This is a genomic window from Streptomyces sp. NPDC038200 (genome assembly GCF_055600785.1).
In genome coordinates, this window is record NZ_JBVJYH010000008.1 from 102,089 (window position 1) to 121,624 (window position 19,536).

Genomic DNA, 19,536 nt, shown 5'->3' on the forward strand with positions numbered 1-19,536 from the left:
GGCCTACGCCTTTTGCTTGTTCCGGCGATTGCTGATGACCATCGAGGTCAGGACGAAGAGGACGGCGATCAGGAACATGGCCGTGCCGATCACGTTGATCTGCACCGGCGTTCCGCGCTGCGCCGAACCCCAGACGAACATCGGGAAGGTGACGGTCGACCCGGCATTGAAATTGGTGATGATGAAATCGTCGAAGGAGAGCGCGAAGGACAGCAGCGCGCCCGCGGCGATTCCGGGTGCCGCGATGGGCAGGGTGACCCGCACGAAGGTCTGCACGGGGCCGGCGTACAGGTCCCGGGCGGCCTCTTCCAGACGCGGGTCCATCGACATCACGCGCGCCTTGACGGCGGTGACGACGAAGCTCAGGCAGAACATGATGTGGGCGATCAGGATCGTCCAGAAGCCGAGCTGCGCGCCCATGTTCAGGAACAGGGTGAGCAGCGAGGCGGCCATGACGACCTCGGGCATCGCCATCGGCAGGAAGATCAGCGAGTTGACGGCGCCGCGTGCGCGGAAGCGGTAGCGGACCAGCGCGAAGGAGATCATCGTGCCGAGGAGGGTGGCGCCGACGGTCGCCCAGACGGCGATCTGGAGGCTGATGGACAGTGAGCCGCACATGTCGGCGACGCCGCACGGGTCCTGCCAGGCGTCCGTGGAGAACTGCTGCCACTCGTAGTTGAAGCGCCCCTTCGGTTTGTTGAAGGAGAACACCGTGACGATGACATTCGGCAGCAGGAGGTAGCCGAGCGTCAGCAGTCCGGCGAGGACGACGAGACGGCGCTTGAGCCAGTTGACGAAGGGCATTTAGACCAGGTCCTCCGTCCCGGACCGGCGGATGTAGAACGTGACCATGGCCAGGATCGCGGCCATGAGGATGAACGACAGGGCCGCGGCCGTCGGATAGTCCAGGATGCGCAGGAACTGTGTCTGGATGACGTTGCCGATCATGCGGGTGTCGGTGGAGCCGAGGAGTTCGGCGTTGACGTAGTCACCGGCCGCCGGGATGAAGGTCAGCAGGGTCCCGGAGACCACGCCCGGCATGGACAGCGGGAAGGTGACCTTGCGGAAGGTGGTCCACGGCTTGGCGTAGAGGTCGCCGGCCGCCTCGTGCAGCCGCCCGTCGATCCGCTCCAGCGAGGTGTACAGGGGCAGGATCATGAACGGCAGGAAGTTGTAGGTCAGGCCGCAGACCACGGCCAGCGGTGTGGCCAGGACCCGGTCGCCGGCCGTCCAGCCCAGCCAGTCGGTGACGTCCAGGACGTGCAGCGAGTTCAGGGTGTGCACGACCGGTCCGCTGTCCGCGAGGATCGTCTTCCAGGCCAGCGTGCGGATCAGGAAGCTGGTGAAGAACGGGGCGATCACCAGGATCATGATCAGGTTCTTCCAGCGGCCCGCGCGGAAGGCGATGGTGTAGGCCAGCGGGTAGCCGAGCAGCAGGCAGAGCACGGTCGCGGCGGCGGCGTAGAAGACGGACCGCAGGAACTGCGGCCAGTATTCGGACAGCGCGTTCCAGTAGGTCGCGAAGTGCCAGGTGACCTTGTAGCCCTCTTCCAGCGAGCCCTGCTGCACGGAGGTGGAGGCCTGGTAGACCAGCGGCAGCGCGAAGAAGACGATCAGCCAGAGCATGCCGGGCAGCAGCAGCCAGTACGGGGTGAACCGGCCCCGCTTGCGCGGGGGCTGCTTGGCCGGCTCGGCCGGGGCGAGCGGCGGGGGTGCCTCGGTGAGCGTCGACATCAGGCCGCCGCCTCTTCCTCGGTGCCCGCGTCGATGTCCTGGGCCGCGTCCAGGCCGAAGGTGTGGGCCGGGCTCCAGTGCAGGACGACGTCGGCGCCGGGGACGAGCCGGCCGTCCCGCTCGACGTTCTGGACGTACACCGCGAACTCGTCGCAGACCGGGGTGTCGATCACGTACTGCGTGGAGACACCGATGAAGCTGGCGTCGGCGATCTTGCCGGTGATGCGGTTGCGGCCCTCGGGCACGGCGCCGGCCTCGTCGGCGTGGGTGAGGGCGATCTTCTCGGGGCGGATGCCGACCAGCACCTTGCCGCCGGCCGTCGTCGGGGCGGAACATCGCGCCTCGGGCAGCACCAGCTTGCCGCCGCCCGCCCTGAGCACGATGTCGTCGCCGTTCTTCGTGTCGACCTCGGCCTCGATGAGGTTGGACGTGCCGAGGAAGTTCGCGACGAACGTGGTCTGCGGGTTCTCGTACAGGTCGGTCGGCGCGCCGAGTTGCTCGACCCGGCCCCCGTTCATCACGGCGACCGTGTCGGCCATGGTCATGGCCTCCTCCTGGTCGTGCGTGACGTGGACGAAGGTGATGCCGACCTCGGTCTGGATGCGCTTGAGCTCCAGCTGCATCTGGCGGCGCAGCTTGAGGTCGAGGGCGCCGAGCGGCTCGTCGAGGAGGAGGACCTTGGGGTGGTTGATCAGCGCGCGGGCCACGGCGACACGCTGCTGCTGGCCACCGGAGAGCTGGTGCGGCTTCTTGCGCGCCTGCTCGCCCAGCTGGACCAGCTCCAGCATCTCCTCGACCTGCTTCTTCACGCTCTTGATGCCACGCCGGCGCAGGCCGAAGGCGACGTTCTCGAAGATGTCGAGGTGCGGGAAGAGGGCGTAGGACTGGAAGACCGTGTTGACCGGCCGCTTGTACGGCGGCAGGTGGGTGACGTCCTGGTCGCCGAGGCGCACGGTCCCGGAGGAAGGTTCCTCCAGGCCGGCGATCATGCGCAGGGTGGTGGTCTTGCCGCAGCCGGAGGCGCCGAGCAGGGCGAAGAAGGATCCCTCGGGCACGGTCAGGTCCAGCGGGTGTACGGCGGTGAAGGAGCCGTAGGTCTTGGAGATACCGGAGAGGCGGACGTCGCCGCTGTTGTCTGGTGTCGTCTTCATCGTCGTCACGCCCCTGTGAGCTTCGCGAACTTCTCTTCGTAGGCCGTCTCTTCCTTCTGGCTCAGGGAGCGGAAGGCATGGGACCTCGCCTGCATGGCCTTGTCGGGGACGATCAGCGGGTTGTTCGCCGCGTCCTGGTCGATCTTCGCAAGGTAGGGCTTCACCCCGTCGACCGGCGTCACGTAGTTGATGTACGCGGCGAGCGCGGAGGCCTGCTCGGGCTCGTAGTAGAAGTCGATCAGCCGCTCGGCGTTCGTCTTGTGACGCGCCTTGTTGGGAACGCACATGTTGTCGGTCGATGTCATATAGCCGCTGTCCGGGATGACGAAGTCGACATCCGGGCTGTCCGCCTTGAGCTGGACGACGTCACCCGCCCAGGCGATGCAGGCCGCGAAGTCGCCCTTGGTGAGGTCGGACGTGTAGTCGTTGCCGGTGAAGCGGCGTATCTGGCCCTTGTCGACGGCCTTCTGGAGGCGGGCGACGGCCGCGTCGAAGTCGTCGTCGGTGAAGTGCGCCGGGTCCTTGCCCATGTCCAGCAGGGTCATGCCCATGCTGTCGCGCATCTCCGACAGGAAGCCGACGCGCCCCTTGAGCCGGGGGTTGTCGAGCAGGTCGGAGACCGACTTCACCTCGATGCCGTCGAGCGCCTTCTTGTTGTAGGCGATGACGGTGGAGATGCCCTGCCAGGGGTACGAGTACGCCCGCCCGGGGTCCCAGTCCGGGTCGCGGAACTGGGGCGACAGGTTGGTGTAGGCGTGCGGCAGGTTGGACGGGTCCAGTTTCTGGACCCAGCCGAGGCGGATCAGCCGGGCGGCCAGCCAGTCGGTGAGGACGATGATGTCGCGTCCGGTGTCCTGCCCCGCGGCGAGCTGCGGCTTGATCTTCCCGAAGAACTCGTTGTTGTCGTTGATGTCCTCGGTGTAGTTGACCTTGATCCCGGTCCGCTTGCGGAAGGTCTCCAGCGTGGGGTGGCGCTTTCCGCTGTCGTCGACGTCGATGTACTCGGTCCAGTTGGAGAAGTCGACGACCTTCTCCTGGGCCGAGTGGTCGTGGGCGGAGGTGCCGCCCCGGGTCTTGCCCGCAGCGGGGATTCCGCAGCCGCTGAGCGCCCCGAGGCCGCCGGCCGCGAGCGTCCCGCCCGCGGTGGCCCGCAGCAGTGACCGTCGGGTCAGGGCGGCCCGGCCGTTGCGCAGACTGCGCCGCATGGCGGCCACTTGGGGCGGGGTCAGACGGTCGGGCTCGTACTGCTCCATGCGCGTGGTGCCCTTTCGGGAGGGATCGGCCTGGTCACTGGCCTGGTCGTTCTCTAGCGGTCCCCGAAGATCGTGCGGTGCCAGTCCTTCCTCGGCACCGCCGTGTTGTCGAACATAACGTGCTTGACCTGCGTGTATTCCTCGAAGGAGTACGCCGACATGTCCTTGCCGAAGCCCGAGGCCTTATAGCCGCCGTGGGGCATCTCGCTGATGATCGGGATGTGGTCGTTGACCCATACACAGCCCGCCTTGATCTCGCGGGTGGCCCGGTTCGCGCGGTAGACGTTCGTGCTCCACGCGGAGGCGGCGAGACCGTAGGGGGTGTCGTTGGCCAGCCGGATTCCCTCATCATCGCTGTCGAACGGCAGTACGACCAGTACCGGACCGAAGATCTCCGACTGGACGATCTCGCTGTCCTGGGCCGCGTCGGCGATCAGGGTGGGCCGGTAGTAGGCGCCGTTCTTCAGGTCGCCCCGGGGAGCCTCGCCGCCGGCCACCACACGCGCGTAGGCACGCGCCCGGTCCACGAAACCGGCGACCCGGTCGCGCTGGACGTGCGAGATCAGCGGCCCCAGGTCGGTGCCAGGCGCGAACGGGTCCCCGAGCCGCACGGTCTCCATCAGCGCGGCCGTCCGCTCCACGAACGCCTCGTACAGCGGACGCTGCACGTACGCGCGCGTGGCGGCCGTGCAGTCCTGGCCGGTGTTGATGAGCGCGCCCGCGACCGCGCCGTGCACGGCGGCCTCCAGGTCGGCGTCGTCGAAGACGACGAAGGGCGCCTTGCCGCCCAGCTCCAGATGGAGCCGCTTGACGGTGGCGGTGGCGATCTCGGCGACCCGCTTGCCGACGGCGGTGGACCCGGTGAAGGAGGTCATGGCGACGTCCGGGTGCCCGACGAGGCGCTCACCGGCCTCCTTGCCGGTGCCGGTGACGATGTTGATCACCCCGTCCGGGATGCCCGCGTCCGTGGCGGCCTGGGCGAACAGCAGCGAGGTCAGCGGGGTCAGCTCGGCGGGCTTCAGGACGATCGTGTTGCCGGCGGCGATCGCCGGGAGGATCTTCCAGGCGGCCATCTGGAGCGGGTAGTTCCAGGGTGCGATGGACCCGACGACACCGATGGGCTCGCGCCGGACGTACGAGGTGTGGTCGCCGGAGTACTCACCGGCCGACTGCCCCTGGAGATGCCGGGCGGCGCCCGCGAAGAAGGCGGTGTTGTCGATGGTCCCCGGCACGTCGAACTCACGGGTGAGCTTGAGCGGCTTGCCGCACTGGAGGGACTCCGCGCGGGCGAAGTCCTCGGCGCGGTCGGCGAGCACGGCGGCGAACCGGTGCAGGGCGTCCGAGCGCTCGCCGGGGGTGGCGGCGGCCCAGCCCGGGAACGCCTCGCGCGCGGCGGCGACCGCCGCGTCGACGTCGTCGGCGCCCGCCAGCTCGTAGGTGTACACCTCCTCGCCGGTGGCGGGGTCGACCACGGCGTGGTGGCGGCCCGAGGTGCCCTTGGTCAGACGGCCGGCGATGAACTGCGCGCCGTCCGCGAACCGGTCCTGCGCGGGGAATCGTTCCGGGGTGGCGGTGCCCGGGTTGTGCATGTCGCTCTCCTCCGCCGTTCGCCCCGTCCCGGGGGGTGGGTGGCGTAGCTCCAGCTCGATTTGAGTGCCGATCCTGACAGAGCAGTAGACCTCCAACAAGTGATTCCGTTGTTGCCTTTTGGTTACGCGACGGAATCTGTCGACCAGGTGTCGAGTCGGGGCGGAAAAGGACGGACGGAGTGTCAGTGGTGCGTGCCAGACTCGCGTGCATGGGAAAGATCGACGGGTTGGAGTCCCTGATCAGGGAGGTCCGGGCGGGGTCCCGGATCACATACCTTCACTTCTGGGGACACCGTCCGCGACCGGACGGCCGGATCGGAGCGAGCTGTCTCAGCCAGTGGTGGCCGTCACCGTTCGTGGTGGACGGTGTGGAATACGCGACGGCCGAGCACTGGATGATGGCGGGCAAGGCCCGGCTGTTCGGGGACGCCGAGGCCGAGCGCCGGGTGCTGGCCGCCGAACACCCCGCCGCGGCGAAGAAGGCGGGGCGGCTGGTCCGGGGCTTCGACGAGACGGTGTGGGAGCGGGAACGCTTCCGGATCGTGGTCGAGGGCAGCGTGCACAAGTTCGCGGCCGACGACGGCCTCGGCACGTTCTTGCTGAACACCGGGGACCGGGTGCTGGTGGAGGCGAGCCCCGTGGACCGGATATGGGGAATCGGCCTGGCGGCGGACGACGAGGCGGCCTCGGACCCGCAGCGGTGGCGGGGGCCGAACCTGCTGGGCTTCGCGCTGATGGAGGCACGGGAACGGCTGGCGGGGGCGAGAGCGTAGCCCTGCGGGGCTCCGGCCGGGCGAGGGGGATCGACGCGGGTCGGTGTGGGTCGCTGCGGGTCGCTGCGGGTCGGTGCGCGTCGAGCCGGGCCGCTGCGGGTCGAGCGGGCCGATGCGGGGCGCCGCAGATCGATGCCCTCGGGTTCTGCGGCGGTGGCCGGGGGATCCGACTCGGTGAGGGACCCGGACCGGGCGGCGGGACCGGCCGGCCCCCTTCTCAGGTGTGGACGGCGATGACCAGGGCCAGCAGGCCCCCCACCAGGATGATCCCGGCGATCCCGCAGATGAGGCCCGCCAGGGCCACGCCGGGGTTGGTGGCCTCGCCCCGGTTCGCCTTCCCGCGGCCGAGCGCGCCGAAGATGATGGCCAGGACGCCCAGCACCAGCGCGAACGGCCACATGACGAAGCCCACGGCCGACAGGATGCCCAGGACCAGCGAGGCCGTACCCATGCCGTTGCTCGGGACCGCCTGCATGCCGGGCCAGCCGTAGCCGTTGCCCACGGGATAAGGGCCGACGCCGTACGGCGCGGGCGGCGGGCCCGGGTAGCCGTAGCCCGGCGTGGTCCCCGGGTAGCCGTACGGCACCTGGCCGGGACCGTCGGGGGCGATGGGCGGCGGGGGCACCGGTTCCGTCGCCCCGTGCGGCGCGCCGGGGGACACCGGCGGCGCGTAGGGGTTCGGCTGCGGTGCGGGGGCCGGGGGCGCGAAGGGGTTCGGCTGGGGTGCGGGGGCCGGGGGCGCGAAGGGGTTCGGCTGGGGCGCCGAGGAAGCCGGCGGGGCGAAGGGGTTCGGCTGCGGAACGGACGCCGGGGGCGCGAAGGGGTTCGGCTGCGGTGCCGAGGATGCCGGCGGGGCGAACGGGTTCGACTGGGGCGCGGGGGCCGGGGACGCGGGTCCGGGGGTGGGGCTGGCCCACGGTGCGGGTACGGCGTCGGCGGGCGCGGCCGGGGCCGCCGGGAGCGAGGTCAGGGTCTGCTGGTCGTGGACGGAGCGGGGGGCCGGGGCCGCGTCCCGGACCGGTGCCTGCGCCGCCGGGGCCGCCGGGGGCGTGTCCTTGTCCAGCGAGACCGGGGGTATCGGGGGCCCGGCGTCGGTCCGCTCCGCCGGCGTGGACTGCGGCACCTCGTCGGACATGGTGGAAGAACCCCTCTGCTGGCTGCCCCTTCATGCTACGGGCAGGGCGGACCGCCGGAACCCGGGGCCTACGATGATCCCGCGTCACCGATCAGCCGATCACCGCGCCCGGACCGAGGCCTCTGTCCGCGGGCGCCTTTCCCGGGGAGGACCCCTTGACCGACAGCTCCGTACCCGCCACCGGCACCGCCGACCGCGATCTGCGTACCTTCATCGCCGGGCTCCCCAAGGCCGAACTGCACGTCCACCACGTCGGCTCCGCCTCCCCCCGCATCGTCTCCGAGCTGGCCGCCCGCCACCCCGACTCCAAGGTCCCCACCGACCCCGAGGCCCTGGTCGACTACTTCACCTTCACGGACTTCGCGCACTTCATCGAGGTCTATCTGTCGGTCGTGGACCTGATCCGCACCCCGGAGGACGTCCGGCTGCTCACCTACGAGGTGGCCCGTGACCTGGCCCGTCAGCAGGTGCGGTACGCCGAGCTGACCATCACCCCGTTCTCGTCCACCCGCCGCGGCATCGACGAGCGGGCCTTCATGGACGCGATCGAGGACGCCCGCAAGGCCGCCGAGGCCGAGTTCGGGACCGTACTGCGCTGGTGCTTCGACATCCCCGGCGAGGCCGGTCTGGAGGCGGCCGAGGAGACGACACGGCTGGCCACCGAGGACCGGCTCCGCCCCGAGGGCCTGGTGTCGTTCGGACTCGGCGGGCCGGAGATCGGCGTGCCCCGGCCGCAGTTCAAGCCGTACTTCGACCGGGCCATCGCCGCAGGGCTGCGCTCCGTGCCGCACGCCGGGGAGACGACCGGCCCGCAGACGGTGTGGGACGCGCTGACCGAGCTGCGGGCCGAACGGATCGGACACGGCACCAGCTCGGCGCAGGACCCCCGGCTGCTCGCCCACCTCGCCGAGCACCGGATACCGCTGGAGGTGTGCCCCACCTCCAACATCGCCACCCGCGCCGTCCGCACGCTGGAGGAGCACCCGATCAAGGAGTTCACGCGGGCCGGGGTGCTGGTGACGATCAACTCCGACGATCCGCCGATGTTCGGCACCGACCTGAACAACGAGTACGCGGTGGCCGCCCGCCTCCTGGACCTGGACGAGCGCGGCCTGGCCGCTCTCGCGAAGAACGCCGTGGAGGCGTCCTTCCTGGACGCGGCGGGCAAGACGCGGATGGCGAAGGAGATCGACGCCTTCACCGCCGCCTGGCTCGCCGGCTGAGCCCACGGGCCCCCGTGGGCACGGGCGTGTCCACGCGACGGCCACAATGGGGGCCATGCAGACCGTGACCGCCGTGGCCCACCGCGGCGACCCCTACCGCTTCCGTGAGAACACCGTCGACTCGCTGCGTTCCGCGCTCGACCAGGGCGCGGACGCCGTCGAGATCGACGTACGGCTCACCCGCGACGGCGTGCCCGTGCTGCTGCACGACGAGACGCTGAAGCGGCTGTGGGAAGTCGGCCGGCCGCTGGGCGCGCTGTCCGCCGAGGAGCTGCGCGGGCTGACGGCCGGCGAGGTGCCGACGCTGGCGGAGGCGCTCGCCGCGACCGGTGACAGCCGGGTGATGGTGGATCTGTGCGGGCGGGTCGACCGCGGGACGGTCGGGCGGACCCTGGACGTGGTCCGGCAGAGCGGGGCCCGGGACCGGGTCTACTACAGCGCGCACGCGGAGGCGATGCTCGCCGTCCGCGCCGCCGATCCGGCCGCCGAGATCGCCCTGACCTGGACGAGCCTGGCCCCGCCCCGGCCCGCGCTGCTGGCCGCGGTCCGCCCGCGCTGGCTCAACTACCGCTTCTCGCTGGTGAGCCGGGAGCTGGCGGCCCGGGTCCACCACGACGGCTGTCTGCTGTCGGTGTGGACCCCGGACACCCGCCGCTCCATGAGCCGCCTGCTGGACCTGGGCGTCGACTCGATCACGACGAACCGGATCGACGTTCTGCACGTGCTGCGTTCGCGCTGACCCCGGCGAACTCCAGCGGCGGAGCGATCGCCTGGGCGTCCGCGCCCTCGCCGAGCCACAGCCGGATCAGCAGGGCGGCCGTCGCCTCCAGCAGCCCGGCCCGGTCCAGTCCGCCGGCGGTCAGCGGCACGCAGCCGAGGTCGCGCACAAGCCGCCGGACGACCGCGAGGGCGTCCTCGTCGTCCCCGCACAGCGGCACCGCGAGCGGGCGGCCGGCGAAGACGGGCGGGGTCAGCCGCCAGACGCTCTCGTGGCACAGGTTGAAGGCCTTGACCACGTGGGCGGCGGGCGCGGCGGCGGCGATCCGCTCGGCCGCGGCCGGGCCGTCGGCCGTGCGCAGCCCGAAGTCCGGGCCGACCGCGTTGGTGCAGTCGATCAGCACCCGCCCGGCCAGGAGGGTCGCGAGCCCGGCGGCGACGTCCACGGCCGCCGTGTACGGCACGGCGAGCAGCACCGCGTCGGTGCCGTGCGCCGCCGCCGCGCGCACGTCGCCCCGCGACCGACTGCCCGCCACCACCGCGTGTCCGGCCCGTTCCCACTGCGCGCCCAGCGCCCGCGCCATGCCTCCGGTGCCGAGAATCCCTATGCGCACGACTTCCTCCTCCGGTGAGCCTGTCGACCAGGACCACGACACTAGGAAGCCGCTCGGGCACCATTCGGTACGTGAGCCACGACCAGCCCTTCCTCGCCGACTGCCAGGCCCGCCTGGCCTTCGATCTGCTCGCCAACACCTGGAACTCGGTGGTGCTGTGGGCCCTCAAGGACGGTCCGCGCCGACCGGGTGCGCTGCGCGCGCACATCGGTGGGATCAGCCAGAAGGTGCTGACCGAGACGCTGCGCCGACTGGAGTTCAACGGTCTGGTGGGACGCCGGGCGTACGGCGGATCGCCGCCTCGCGTGGAATACGAACTCACCGCTCTGGGAGAGACGTTGCTGGCGCCGATCGACGCGTTCGGGGCCTGGGCCTTCGAGCACGGCGCCGATGTCGTGGCGGCCCAGGAGCGCTACGTCCGCGAGCGGCCGGCCGGACCCCACCCGTAGGGGGCGTCCCGGACAACTCCCTTATACGCGGGACCGATTGATGAGGGGCGGGCAAGGGTCGTACGCCCTCCTCGATGAGGATCCGGGCAGCGGGCCGCCGCCGGAGGATGATCACGCAGCTTCCGCCGATCTCCCCGAGGAGTCCGTCATGCGCCGTACCACCCGTTCCGCCCTCGTGGCCGCCGGTCTCGTCGCCGCGCTGGCCGCGGGTCCGCTGGCCGCACCGGCGTTCGCCGCGCCCGCACCCGCGCCCGCGGCCTCGCCCTCGCTTTCCGCCGGCGCCCCGAGCGGCCCCGACGCCGAGGCTCTCGCCGCCGCGATCGCCGGACTCCCCGACCACGACGCCACCGCCGCGCTGCTCCGCGTCGGCGGCGAGGGCAGCTGGCGCGGGACGGCCGGTGTGCGGGACGTCCGTACGGGGGCTCCGGCCCTGGAGAACGCGCGGTTCCGTGCCGGGTCGGTGACGAAGGTGGTCACCGCGTCGATCGTGCTGCAACTGGCCGCGGAGGGCCGGATCGACCTCGACGGCACCGTGCAGCACTATCTGCCGGGCCTGCTCACCGAGGACTTCCACCCGGTCACCGTGCGGCAGTTGCTGAACTACACCAGCGGTCTGCGCCCGGGGGCGTCCCTCGGCGACACCGTCGAGGACGGCTATCCGCACCGCTTCGAGACGCTGACGCCCCGCCAGGTCGTCGCGGACTCGGTCGCCCAGGGCCCGGAGTACCCGCCGGGCACCCGGCAGACCTACGGCAACATCCACTACACCGTGCTCGGCATGCTCATCGAGAAGGTGACCGGCGACTCGTACGCGCACCAGGCGCAGGTGCGGATCTTCCGGCCGCTGGGCATGCGGCACAGCTCGTTCCCGGTCGGCGCGGACCCCCGGATCCACGGACCGCACAACCGCGGCTACGACTGGATCGACGGCAGGCTGGTGGACGTGACCGACTGGAACATGACCGACCGTTTCGCCGCGGGTGACCTGATCTCGACCACCGCCGATCTGGAGCGGCTGCTGGTGGGGCTGTTCCGCGGCCGGGTGGTGCCCGAGCCGCAACTGAAGGAGATGTTCACCCTGCCCGACGTGCCCGGGGCGCGGTACGGCGCGGCGCTGGAGCGGTTCGAGGTGAACGGCAAGGTGATCTGGGGCAAGACCGGTTCGCGGCCCGGCTACGCCACGGTGATCGCGGCGACCCGGGACCTGTCCCGCACCCTGGTCTACTCGGTCGACTCCACGGACGCGAAGGGCGACGGCCTGGCCGTCGCCCAGCGTTTCGCGTTCCCCGCGTTCAACCGCTGACGGCCGCCGGGACCGCCGACGGCGCGCCGAGCGCCTCCAGCCGCTTGATCTTCTTCCGTACGACGTACAGGGGGATGACGCCGAGGATCCCGAAGGACATGTCGATCAGGCTCCACCAGAAGGGGATGCCGCGGACGGGTCCGCAGACGAGGGCGAGCGGGATGATCCCGGCGCACGCGATCATCCCGAACTCGACGACCCAGATGTTGCGGACCGGGTCGCGGTAGGGGCCGTAGAACGCGACCGCGATGACGAGGTGGGCGAAGGCCAGCCAGTCGGTGCCGTACAGCACGAAGGGGTACTCGGCGTCGACGGTGTCCAGCCCCTGCCGCACCCGCGTGATCCAGTCCGTCAGCCCCGGCAGGTGCTCGGGCACGGACAGGGCCCGCAGCACGTCCTCGGTCCAGCGCAGTTCGTGCACCAGCGGGAAGGCGGTGGCGCCGCTGAGCACGAGACACACGACGAAGAAGACCAGCCAGACGCGAATGCCCTTGAGCAGGGCGGCTCTGTCGCTCATGGCAGGAGCGTACGCCTGGAATTGAACATGTTCAAAACCTCTCCCAGTGCAGCACCCGCTCCCGGGGGATGCGGCGGGCCGGCCGGAAGTCGGTGCCGAGGGTGTGGGCGACGGGGATGAGCGCCGCCTGCATGACGTCCTCGTACGGGATGCCGAGCACCCGGGCCGACTCCTTCTCGTCGACGAGGTTGCCGGTGGTCCAGCAGGTGCCGAGCCCCCGGGCGCGGGCGGCCAGCATGAAGCTCCACACGGCCGGGAGGATGGACCCCCAGGTGCCGGCCTGGCGCAGCACGGGGGCGTCGTCGGTACGGCCCTCCACGCACGGGACGACGAGCGCCGGGACCTCGTGCAGATGCTCGTACAGGTACGCGGCGCCGGAGTAGACCCGGTCCATCCGCGCCACGCTCGCGCGCCGCACGTCCCGGGCCGGCAGCGGATCACCGGCGCCGGGCGCGCTCACCCCGGCCCGCCACACGTCCGCCAGGGCGGCCCGCCGGTCCGGGTCGGTGACGACGACGAAGTGCCAGCGCTGCCGGTTGCGTCCGCTGGGCGCCTGGACGGCCAGGTCCACGCACTCCTCCAGCAGCCGGCGCGACACCGGCCGGGTGAGGTCGAGGCGGTGGCGCACCGCGCGGGTGGTGGACAGCAACTGGTCGGAAGAGAGGTCGAGAGTCATGTGTTGACCCTCACGGGGCGTGCCGTCCGCCGGCAACGCCCGGCTTTCACTGAACGAAAACGCGGGCGACGTACACGGAGGAACGGTATGGCCGAGAGTGTCGCCGGGCGGGTCTTCTCCGTGCTGGACGCCTTCGAGGACGCGCCGGGCACCCTGCGCCTGACGGACATCGCCCGGCGCACGGGGCTGCCCGTGCCGACCACGCTGCGCATGGTGCGGGAGCTGGTGGCCTGGGGCGGGCTGGAGCGGGCGGCCGACGGTTCCTACCGCCTCGGCACCCGCATCCGTACGCTCGGCGCCGCCGCCCCCTGTCCCCGCGGCATGCTCGCCACCGCCCTGCCGGCCCTGCGCGTCCTCACCACCCGCACCGGCGGCCACGCGGACGTGGCGATCCCCGCCGACGGCGCGGCCCTGTGCCTCGTCACCGGCGAGCGGCTCCCGCTGCACGCCACGGCCGCGGGCAAGGTACTGCTGGCCTACGGGGCCGGTGTCCCCCACGGCGGCGGACGCGGCCCCGGCGGGGACGGCGGGGCTTCCGGCGACGGAACCGACCCCGGCCGGGACGAGGCGCACGGCACCGGCACCGGTGCCGGTGTCGGTGTCGGTGCTGGTGCTGGTGCCGGTGTCGGTCCTGGTGTCGGGGGCGGCGGCCGTGTCGGTCCTGGTGTCGGTGTCGGTCCTGGTGCCGGTGTCGGCGGCGGTACCGGCCGCTCACCGGTCGGCGAGCGGCTCACCCCCTACACCGTCACCGCGCCCGGCGCGCTCGGCGCCCAGCTGGTCCGGGTCCGCGCGGACGGGCTGGCCGAGGCGCACCAGGAGTACCGGCTGGGCGAACTGTCCTTCGCGGCACCGGTGTTCCGGAGCGGCCTCGCCGTGGCGGCCGTGTCCGTGACGGCCCCGACGACCGCCCTGTCCGGCCGTCTGGCTCCGGCCGTACGGCAGGCGGCGGCGACGGTGAGCCGGGCACTGAGCGGCTGACGGACGTGCCACCGCCACCCCCGGACGGCGCGAAAACAGTCCGGCGCGCCGGTTACTCTTATGCGGGGGACCTGACCAGCGGTGACCACTTCCCGCCCGCGCACCTGACCCGGTGCGGGCGACGCCGTTGCGGCGGCGCCCCACGCCGGCCGCTCCCCAGGGGCCACGGCACGACGCAGCAGTCAGAGTAGAGGCCCAGTTTCATGCAGCGCGACAACTCCACGGACCGGACCGGCGGACAGCTGCCGGACGAGACGGTGGGACTGGCGGTGCTGCTGCGGGCCTGGCGGGCGCGTGCGGGCCGGACCCTCGGCCTCGGCAAACCCCTGCCCCAGACGGAGGTCGCCGCCGCCGTCGGCATGAGCGAGCGCTGGTACCGGGACCTGGAGCGCGGCACCCTGCCCCGGTTGGACGCCCGCACGCTGGGCGCGCTGGCGGACGCGCTGCGGCTGTGCGCCGACGAACGGGCGACGCTCTTCCTCTACGCCGCCGGCGGCGAACCCTTCCCCGCCGTGTCCCCGGGCGACGGTGTCGACCTGACACCGCTGCGGCGGCTGCTCGACCTGCAGCCCGCCCAGCCCGCCTATCTCACCGACAACGCCTGGAACGTGCTCGACCACAACGAGGCGATGGCCGAGTGGTTCCCCTGGGTGCGGCGCCCCGGCGCCAACCTGATCCGCTGGGGGCTGACCGACCCCGAGGCCCGGCAGCAGCTGGCCGACTGGCCGCGGCACGGGCGGGCGTACCTCGCGATGCTGCGCTACGCCCTGGCGCAGTACCCGGGACACCCCGAACTCCCCGGGATCCTGCGCACGGCACTCGCCGACCCCGAGTGCCGGCGGATCTGGGACGAGGGCCCGGTGATCATCGCGAACCGCGACGGACACACCTTCCGCCTGACCATTCCCCGCTTCGCTCCGCGCACCGTCGACGTCGTCGCCCAGGTGCTGCATCCCGTCGGCTATCCGGGACTCCGGCTCACCTTCCTCGGTCTGCAGGACGGCTGAACCACGGCTCCCGTCGACGCCCCAAGTCTTCCCGACGGCAGCCGCTTTTTTCAACCGCCGTCGACCGGCAATTATTTTCCGGTCCGTCGACCGGCAAATTTCTGCCGGTTCTCCGGCGCTCTCCCCCGGCCACCACCGGCCGCCACCGGCAACTTTCTGCCGGTTTCTTTGAGCACCGACCTTTCGGCCAAGCGTTTCCCGCCAGCCCGGCCGACCGGCAGAACATTGCCGGTTGCACCCGTTGACATTCGCTACGCGCAGTTGCGAATCTCGGAACTCGACTGAGCAGCGCTTCGGGAGCGACCTTGCACGCCTTCATGAACATCAAAAAAACGATCGGGATAAGCAACGACTTCTGGAACGTCACCGCCGCTTCCGGAATGGCTGGAATCGTGGCCGGAAACCTCGGTGCCGGCCGGTACGCCACGCGCGCCGACGGCCACGAGTTCCTCAACATGTCGTCGTACTCGTACCTCGGTCTGGACTCCCACCCGGCGCTGATCCGCGCGGCGGCCGACGCCGTCACCGACAACGCCTCGCTGAACACCTCGGTCTCCCGTATGCGGGTGCACTTCGGGATTCTCCGGGACGCCGAGGACGCGCTGTCGGACCTGTTCCGGGTGGAGGCGGTCACCCTCGCCTCCTGTGCCGCGGCGGCCTGGTCCGCGCTGCCCCTGCTGGCCTCCGGCGCCTTCACCGACGACGTGCCGCCGCTCATGGTGTTCGACAAGCACGCGCACTTCTGCCTGAACGCGATGAAGCCGAGCGTCGCCGACGAGGCCCAGGTCAGAACCATCGGGCACAACGACCTCGACGCCCTGGAAGAGCTGTGCCGCACGCATCCGAACGTCGCCTACGTGGCCGACGGGGTGTACAGCACGGGCGGCGCGGCCCCGGTGCGCGAACTGCTGCGGCTGCAGGAGAAGTACGGGCTGTTCCTGTTCTTCGACGAGGCCCACGGGGTGTCGACCTGCGGCGACCAGGGGCGCGGGCTCGTCCTGGACACCATGGGCGAGATCAACGACCGTACGCTGATCATCACCTCGCTGAACAAGGGCTTCGGGGCGTCCGGCGGCGCGATCTTCCTGGGGCCGCAGGGCTCCCGGCACCGCCGTGACCTCGCCCTGCGCTACGGCGGCCCGCTGACCTGGTCGCAGCGGATCAACACGGCCGGGCTCGGGGCGATCACCGCCTCCGCCGAACTGCACCGCTCCCCGGAGCTGAAGGAGCTCCAGCGGCGGCTCCAGGAGAACATCGACCGCTTCGACGCGCTGGTGCCCACCGCCCAGAGCGGCGACGGCCTGCCGATCCGGTTCATCGACATCGGCTCGGAGGAGAAGACGGTCCGCATCGGCCGCACCCTCCTTTCCGAGGGCTACTACACCTCCGCGCTGTTCTTCCCGGTCATCGCCCGCGGAAAGGCCGGACTGCGCATCATGCTGCGCGCCGACATGACGAAGACGGACATCGAGCACTTCGGTCGTCTGGTCAATGATCTGCGGAGCCAGAATGACTGAGATTTCCGCAGCCGAGGACGAAACCGGGGAAGAAACCGGGGAAAGTTCCGGAACCGGGCGGAAGGCCGGGGAAAACGCCGTCCGCAATCAGGTGAACCGGCGCATCATGGCGCTCTCCTGTCTGCTGGTCTTCATGGCCCAGATGGCGACCACCATCTATCTGCCCTCGCTGCCGATCGTGGCGCATGATTTCGGAATGTCCCGCAGTTATGCGGCGCTTTCCATTTCGGCGTTCGTGGTCGGTGCCGCGGCTCCGGTGGTGCTCTGGGGAGTGGCCGCGGACCGCTACGGCCGCAGGGGCCCGCTGCTGGCCTCCCTGGCGCTGTTCGTGCTCACCAGCGCGGCGATCGCGCTGATCCGGTCCCCCGAGGCGCTGCTGGCGCTGCGGGCGCTGCAGGGCATCGGCGCGGGAGGCGCGGCGATCATCGCGCGCATCCTGGTGCGTGACCGCTGGCACGGGGACGAGCTGGCCAAGCGCCTGTCGGTGCTGTCGATCGCGTTCATCACGGCGATGGGCGGCGGGCAGTTCCTCGGCGGTCTGATCGGCCGCTACTCGCACTGGGAGACCGGCTTCGCGGTCCTCGCCACGGTCGGCGCGGTCGCCGCCCTGCTCACCTTCACCGTGCCGTTCGAGTCGAGCCGTGCCGTGCAGCGGCCGTCCGAGGTACTGCGGATCTGCCTCACCATCAGCAGGCAGCCCGCGTTCCTGCTGCCGGCCCTGGCCGGTGGCGCCGGGTTCGCCACGATCGTGGTGCTCCAGGAGGTCAGCCCGTTCGTCTTCCAGCAGCACTTCGACCTCGCCACCGACCAGTACGGCAGCCTCGGGCTGCTGCTGGGCGCCGCCTACTTCGGCGGCGCGATGACCGTCAACCGGCTGGTGGCCAGGTCGGGTTCGGGCCGGCTGATGGTCGCCGGATCGGTCGTGATGACCGCGGCCGGCGTGCTGATGATCGTCCTGTGGTCGGTACCCGGACTGCCGGACGGCGGCGCCCTGGTGGCGTTCGTGGCGCTGTACTGCGTGACCACGTTCGGCCAGTCCGTGCTGTTCCCGAACAGCATGGCCACCGCCGTCAGCAGCCAGCAGGGGCACGGCGCCTACGCCGTCTCGCTCTGCGGCTTCCTCCAGCAGTCGATGGCGGGCGTGGCCGCGTCCAGCGCCGCGCTGCTGCACGCCGACCTCGCCTGGGCCACGGTCGCCGCCGCGCTGGGCGCCGCGGCCTGGCTCATGACCCGGATCGCCGTCCCCGCGGCGGCACCCACGGCCGTCGCCACGGAAGGGAAGTGACATGGCGGTTCTGCGTTCCCACATCAGCCCCTCCAGCGAGGTGTTCCGCCGCAACAGCGCGGCCTACGACGGCCTGCGCGAGCAGATCGCGGCGGCCCGCGCGGCGGCCACGGCCGGCGGCGGCGCCGCGGCGCGGGCCAAGCACGCCGCGCGCGGCAAGCTCACGGCCCGCGAGCGGGTGAGCCGGCTGCTCGACCCGGGCACCCCGTTCCTGGAGATCGGGCAGCTCGCCGCGCACGAGGTGTACGAGCAGGCGGTGCCGTCCGCGGGCATCATCACCGGTGTCGGCATGGTGGAGGGCCGGCCCACGGTGGTGTTCGCCAACGACGCGACCGTGAAGGGCGGGACGTACTACCCGCTGACCGTCCGCAAGCACCTGCGGGCCCAGCAGGTCGCCCGGGAGAACGGGCTGCCCTGCGTCTACCTGGTCGACTCCGGGGGCGTGTTCCTGCCGATGCAGGAGGACATCTTCCCCGACGAGAACCACTTCGGCCGGATCTTCCGCAACATCGCGGAGATGTCCGCGATGGGCCTGCCGCAGATCGCGGCCGTCATGGGCTCGTGCACCGCCGGCGGCGCGTACATCCCGGCGATGTGCGACGAGACGGTGATCGTGCGGGGCAACGGGTCGATCTTCCTGGGCGGCCCCCAGCTGGTGCGGGCGGCGACCGGTGTCGTCGTCGACACCGAGACCCTCGGCGGCGCCGATCTGCACACCGCCACCAGCGGCGTCGCCGACCACCTCGCCCTCGACGACGAGCACGCGCTCACCCTGGTCCGGGAGATCGCCGCCCGGCACGGCAGGGACGTCCCGGCCGCGCCGCCCGAGAAGCCGCTGCCGCCGCTGTACGACCCGGCCGAGCTGCCGGGCATCATCAGCGCCAACCCGCGCGAGCCCATCCCGGCCCGGGAGATCCTCGCCCGGCTGCTGGACGGCAGCGAGTTCACCGAGTACCGCGCCCGGTTCGGCCCGACCATCGTGTGCGGCACCGGCCGGATCGGCGGCTACCCCGTGGGCGTGCTGATCAACGACGGCGTGCTGTTCTCCGAGAGCGCCCAGAAGGCCGCGAACTTCATCGAGCTGTGCTCGCAGCGCGGTATCCCGCTGCTCTTCCTGCACAACATCAACGGGTTCATGGTCGGCGCCGAGTACGAGGCGGGCGGTATCGCCAAGCACGGCGCGAAGATGGTGAACGCCGCGTCCTGCGCCGCCGTCCCGAAGTTCTCCGTGCTGATCGGCGGTAGCTACGGCGCGGGCAACCTCGCCATGTGCGGGCGTTCGATCGGCCCGCAGCTGATGGCCATGTGGCCCAACGCCAAGACGTCCGTGGTCGGCGGCGAGCAGGCCGCGACCGTCATGGCGCTGATCAAGAACGAACAGCTGGCCAAACAGGGCAGCGAGATGACCCCGGAAGAGGAAGAGGCTTTCAAGAAGCCGATCCGGGACAACTACGACCGCGAGGGCCAGCCCCTCTACGTGGCCGCCCGGCTGTGGGTGGACGCGCTGGTCGACCCCGTCGACACCCGTGAATGGCTGACGCTGAGCCTCGCCCTGGCCGCGGCAGCACCGCAACGAGAGACGCGCTTCGGCGTGTTCAGGATGTGATGACCCGTC

At 71.3% G+C, this 19,536-nt stretch carries 18 protein-coding genes and 1 pseudogene; 10 read left to right on the forward strand and 9 right to left on the reverse strand.

Annotation, left to right across the window (positions count from 1 at the left end):
- Positions 1-3 precede the first annotated feature (3 nt).
- Genes ACZ7KF_RS18700 through ACZ7KF_RS18720 form a run of 5 tightly spaced genes read right to left on the reverse strand, consistent with a single transcriptional unit; the run spans position 4 to position 5,727 of the window.
- Positions 4-804, reverse strand: a complete 801-nt coding sequence (locus tag ACZ7KF_RS18700) for an ABC transporter permease (protein ID WP_471075677.1) — start codon at positions 802-804, stop codon at positions 4-6.
- On the reverse strand, positions 805-1,734 hold the full coding sequence (locus tag ACZ7KF_RS18705) for an ABC transporter permease (protein ID WP_471075680.1): 930 nt from the start codon (positions 1,732-1,734) through the stop codon (positions 805-807).
- Positions 1,734-2,894, reverse strand: coding sequence for an ABC transporter ATP-binding protein (locus tag ACZ7KF_RS18710; RefSeq protein WP_471075683.1), 1,161 nt, complete (start codon positions 2,892-2,894; stop codon positions 1,734-1,736). The genes ACZ7KF_RS18705 and ACZ7KF_RS18710 overlap by 1 nt, the downstream gene beginning before the upstream one ends.
- Positions 2,891-4,138 carry a polyamine ABC transporter substrate-binding protein gene (locus tag ACZ7KF_RS18715; RefSeq protein WP_471075686.1) on the reverse strand — a complete coding sequence of 416 codons (1,248 nt, stop codon included), beginning with the start codon at positions 4,136-4,138 and terminating at the stop codon, positions 2,891-2,893. The genes ACZ7KF_RS18710 and ACZ7KF_RS18715 overlap by 4 nt, the downstream gene beginning before the upstream one ends.
- A 53-nt stretch (positions 4,139-4,191) precedes the next feature.
- Positions 4,192-5,727 carry a gamma-aminobutyraldehyde dehydrogenase gene (locus ACZ7KF_RS18720; protein ID WP_471075689.1) on the reverse strand — a complete coding sequence of 512 codons (1,536 nt, stop codon included), beginning with the start codon at positions 5,725-5,727 and terminating at the stop codon, positions 4,192-4,194.
- A gap of 209 nt (positions 5,728-5,936) precedes the next feature.
- Here ACZ7KF_RS18720 and ACZ7KF_RS18725 point away from each other — a divergent pair, with 209 nt between their 5' ends.
- Positions 5,937-6,500 (forward strand): NADAR family protein, encoded by a 564-nt coding sequence (locus tag ACZ7KF_RS18725; protein WP_471075692.1) that lies wholly within the window; start codon positions 5,937-5,939, stop codon positions 6,498-6,500.
- Positions 6,501-6,717: 217 nt separating this feature from the next.
- Here the strand turns inward: ACZ7KF_RS18725 and ACZ7KF_RS18730 are convergent, their stop codons facing one another.
- Positions 6,718-7,635 (reverse strand): DUF4190 domain-containing protein, encoded by a 918-nt coding sequence (locus tag ACZ7KF_RS18730; RefSeq protein ID WP_471075695.1) that lies wholly within the window; start codon positions 7,633-7,635, stop codon positions 6,718-6,720.
- Positions 7,636-7,653: 18 nt separating this feature from the next.
- Here ACZ7KF_RS18730 and ACZ7KF_RS18735 point away from each other — a divergent pair.
- Positions 7,654-8,858, forward strand: a pseudogene (locus tag ACZ7KF_RS18735) (adenosine deaminase).
- A gap of 55 nt (positions 8,859-8,913) precedes the next feature.
- On the forward strand, positions 8,914-9,597 hold the full coding sequence (locus tag ACZ7KF_RS18740; protein WP_471075698.1) for a glycerophosphodiester phosphodiesterase: 684 nt from the start codon (positions 8,914-8,916) through the stop codon (positions 9,595-9,597).
- Here the strand turns inward: ACZ7KF_RS18740 and ACZ7KF_RS18745 are convergent.
- The gene (locus tag ACZ7KF_RS18745) at positions 9,551-10,189 is read right to left on the reverse strand and encodes an NADPH-dependent F420 reductase (RefSeq protein ID WP_471075701.1); all 639 of its coding nucleotides are present in this window, start codon (positions 10,187-10,189) and stop codon (positions 9,551-9,553) included. The two genes, ACZ7KF_RS18740 and ACZ7KF_RS18745, sit on opposite strands and share 47 nt — an antisense overlap.
- A 71-nt stretch (positions 10,190-10,260) precedes the next feature.
- Between ACZ7KF_RS18745 and ACZ7KF_RS18750 the strand changes: the two genes are divergently transcribed.
- Positions 10,261-10,638 carry a winged helix-turn-helix transcriptional regulator gene (locus ACZ7KF_RS18750; protein ID WP_471075704.1) on the forward strand — a complete coding sequence of 126 codons (378 nt, stop codon included), beginning with the start codon at positions 10,261-10,263 and terminating at the stop codon, positions 10,636-10,638.
- A 148-nt stretch (positions 10,639-10,786) separates the two neighbouring features.
- A complete protein-coding gene (locus tag ACZ7KF_RS18755) occupies positions 10,787-11,941 on the forward strand; it encodes a serine hydrolase domain-containing protein (RefSeq protein WP_471075707.1) in 1,155 nt (384 codons plus the stop codon).
- On the opposite strand, the gene ACZ7KF_RS18760 is transcribed toward ACZ7KF_RS18755, so the two are convergent.
- Both ACZ7KF_RS18760 and ACZ7KF_RS18765 read right to left on the reverse strand, forming a co-directional pair.
- A complete protein-coding gene (locus ACZ7KF_RS18760; protein WP_471075710.1) occupies positions 11,931-12,458 on the reverse strand; it encodes a hypothetical protein in 528 nt (175 codons plus the stop codon). The genes ACZ7KF_RS18755 and ACZ7KF_RS18760 overlap by 11 nt on opposite strands.
- 31 nt (positions 12,459-12,489) lie before the next feature.
- Positions 12,490-13,134: a nitroreductase family protein gene (locus ACZ7KF_RS18765; RefSeq protein ID WP_471075713.1), complete on the reverse strand. Its 645-nt coding sequence runs from the start codon at positions 13,132-13,134 to the stop codon at positions 12,490-12,492.
- Between the two features lie 87 nt (positions 13,135-13,221).
- Here ACZ7KF_RS18765 and ACZ7KF_RS18770 point away from each other — a divergent pair, with 87 nt between their 5' ends.
- The 5 genes from ACZ7KF_RS18770 (at position 13,222) to ACZ7KF_RS18790 (ending at position 19,527) form a co-directional block, all read left to right on the forward strand.
- On the forward strand, positions 13,222-14,112 hold the full coding sequence (locus ACZ7KF_RS18770) for an IclR family transcriptional regulator (RefSeq protein WP_471075716.1): 891 nt from the start codon (positions 13,222-13,224) through the stop codon (positions 14,110-14,112).
- Between the two features lie 203 nt (positions 14,113-14,315).
- Positions 14,316-15,119, forward strand: coding sequence for a helix-turn-helix transcriptional regulator (locus tag ACZ7KF_RS18775; protein ID WP_471075719.1), 804 nt, complete (start codon positions 14,316-14,318; stop codon positions 15,117-15,119).
- 317 nt (positions 15,120-15,436) lie between these two features.
- A complete protein-coding gene (locus ACZ7KF_RS18780) occupies positions 15,437-16,636 on the forward strand; it encodes an 8-amino-7-oxononanoate synthase family protein (protein WP_471075722.1) in 1,200 nt (399 codons plus the stop codon).
- Positions 16,637-16,742: 106 nt separating this feature from the next.
- A complete protein-coding gene (locus tag ACZ7KF_RS18785; RefSeq protein ID WP_471075725.1) occupies positions 16,743-17,921 on the forward strand; it encodes an MFS transporter in 1,179 nt (392 codons plus the stop codon).
- 1 nt (position 17,922) lies between these two features.
- A complete protein-coding gene (locus ACZ7KF_RS18790) occupies positions 17,923-19,527 on the forward strand; it encodes a carboxyl transferase domain-containing protein (RefSeq protein ID WP_471075728.1) in 1,605 nt (534 codons plus the stop codon).
- Positions 19,528-19,536: the final 9 nt, after the last annotated feature.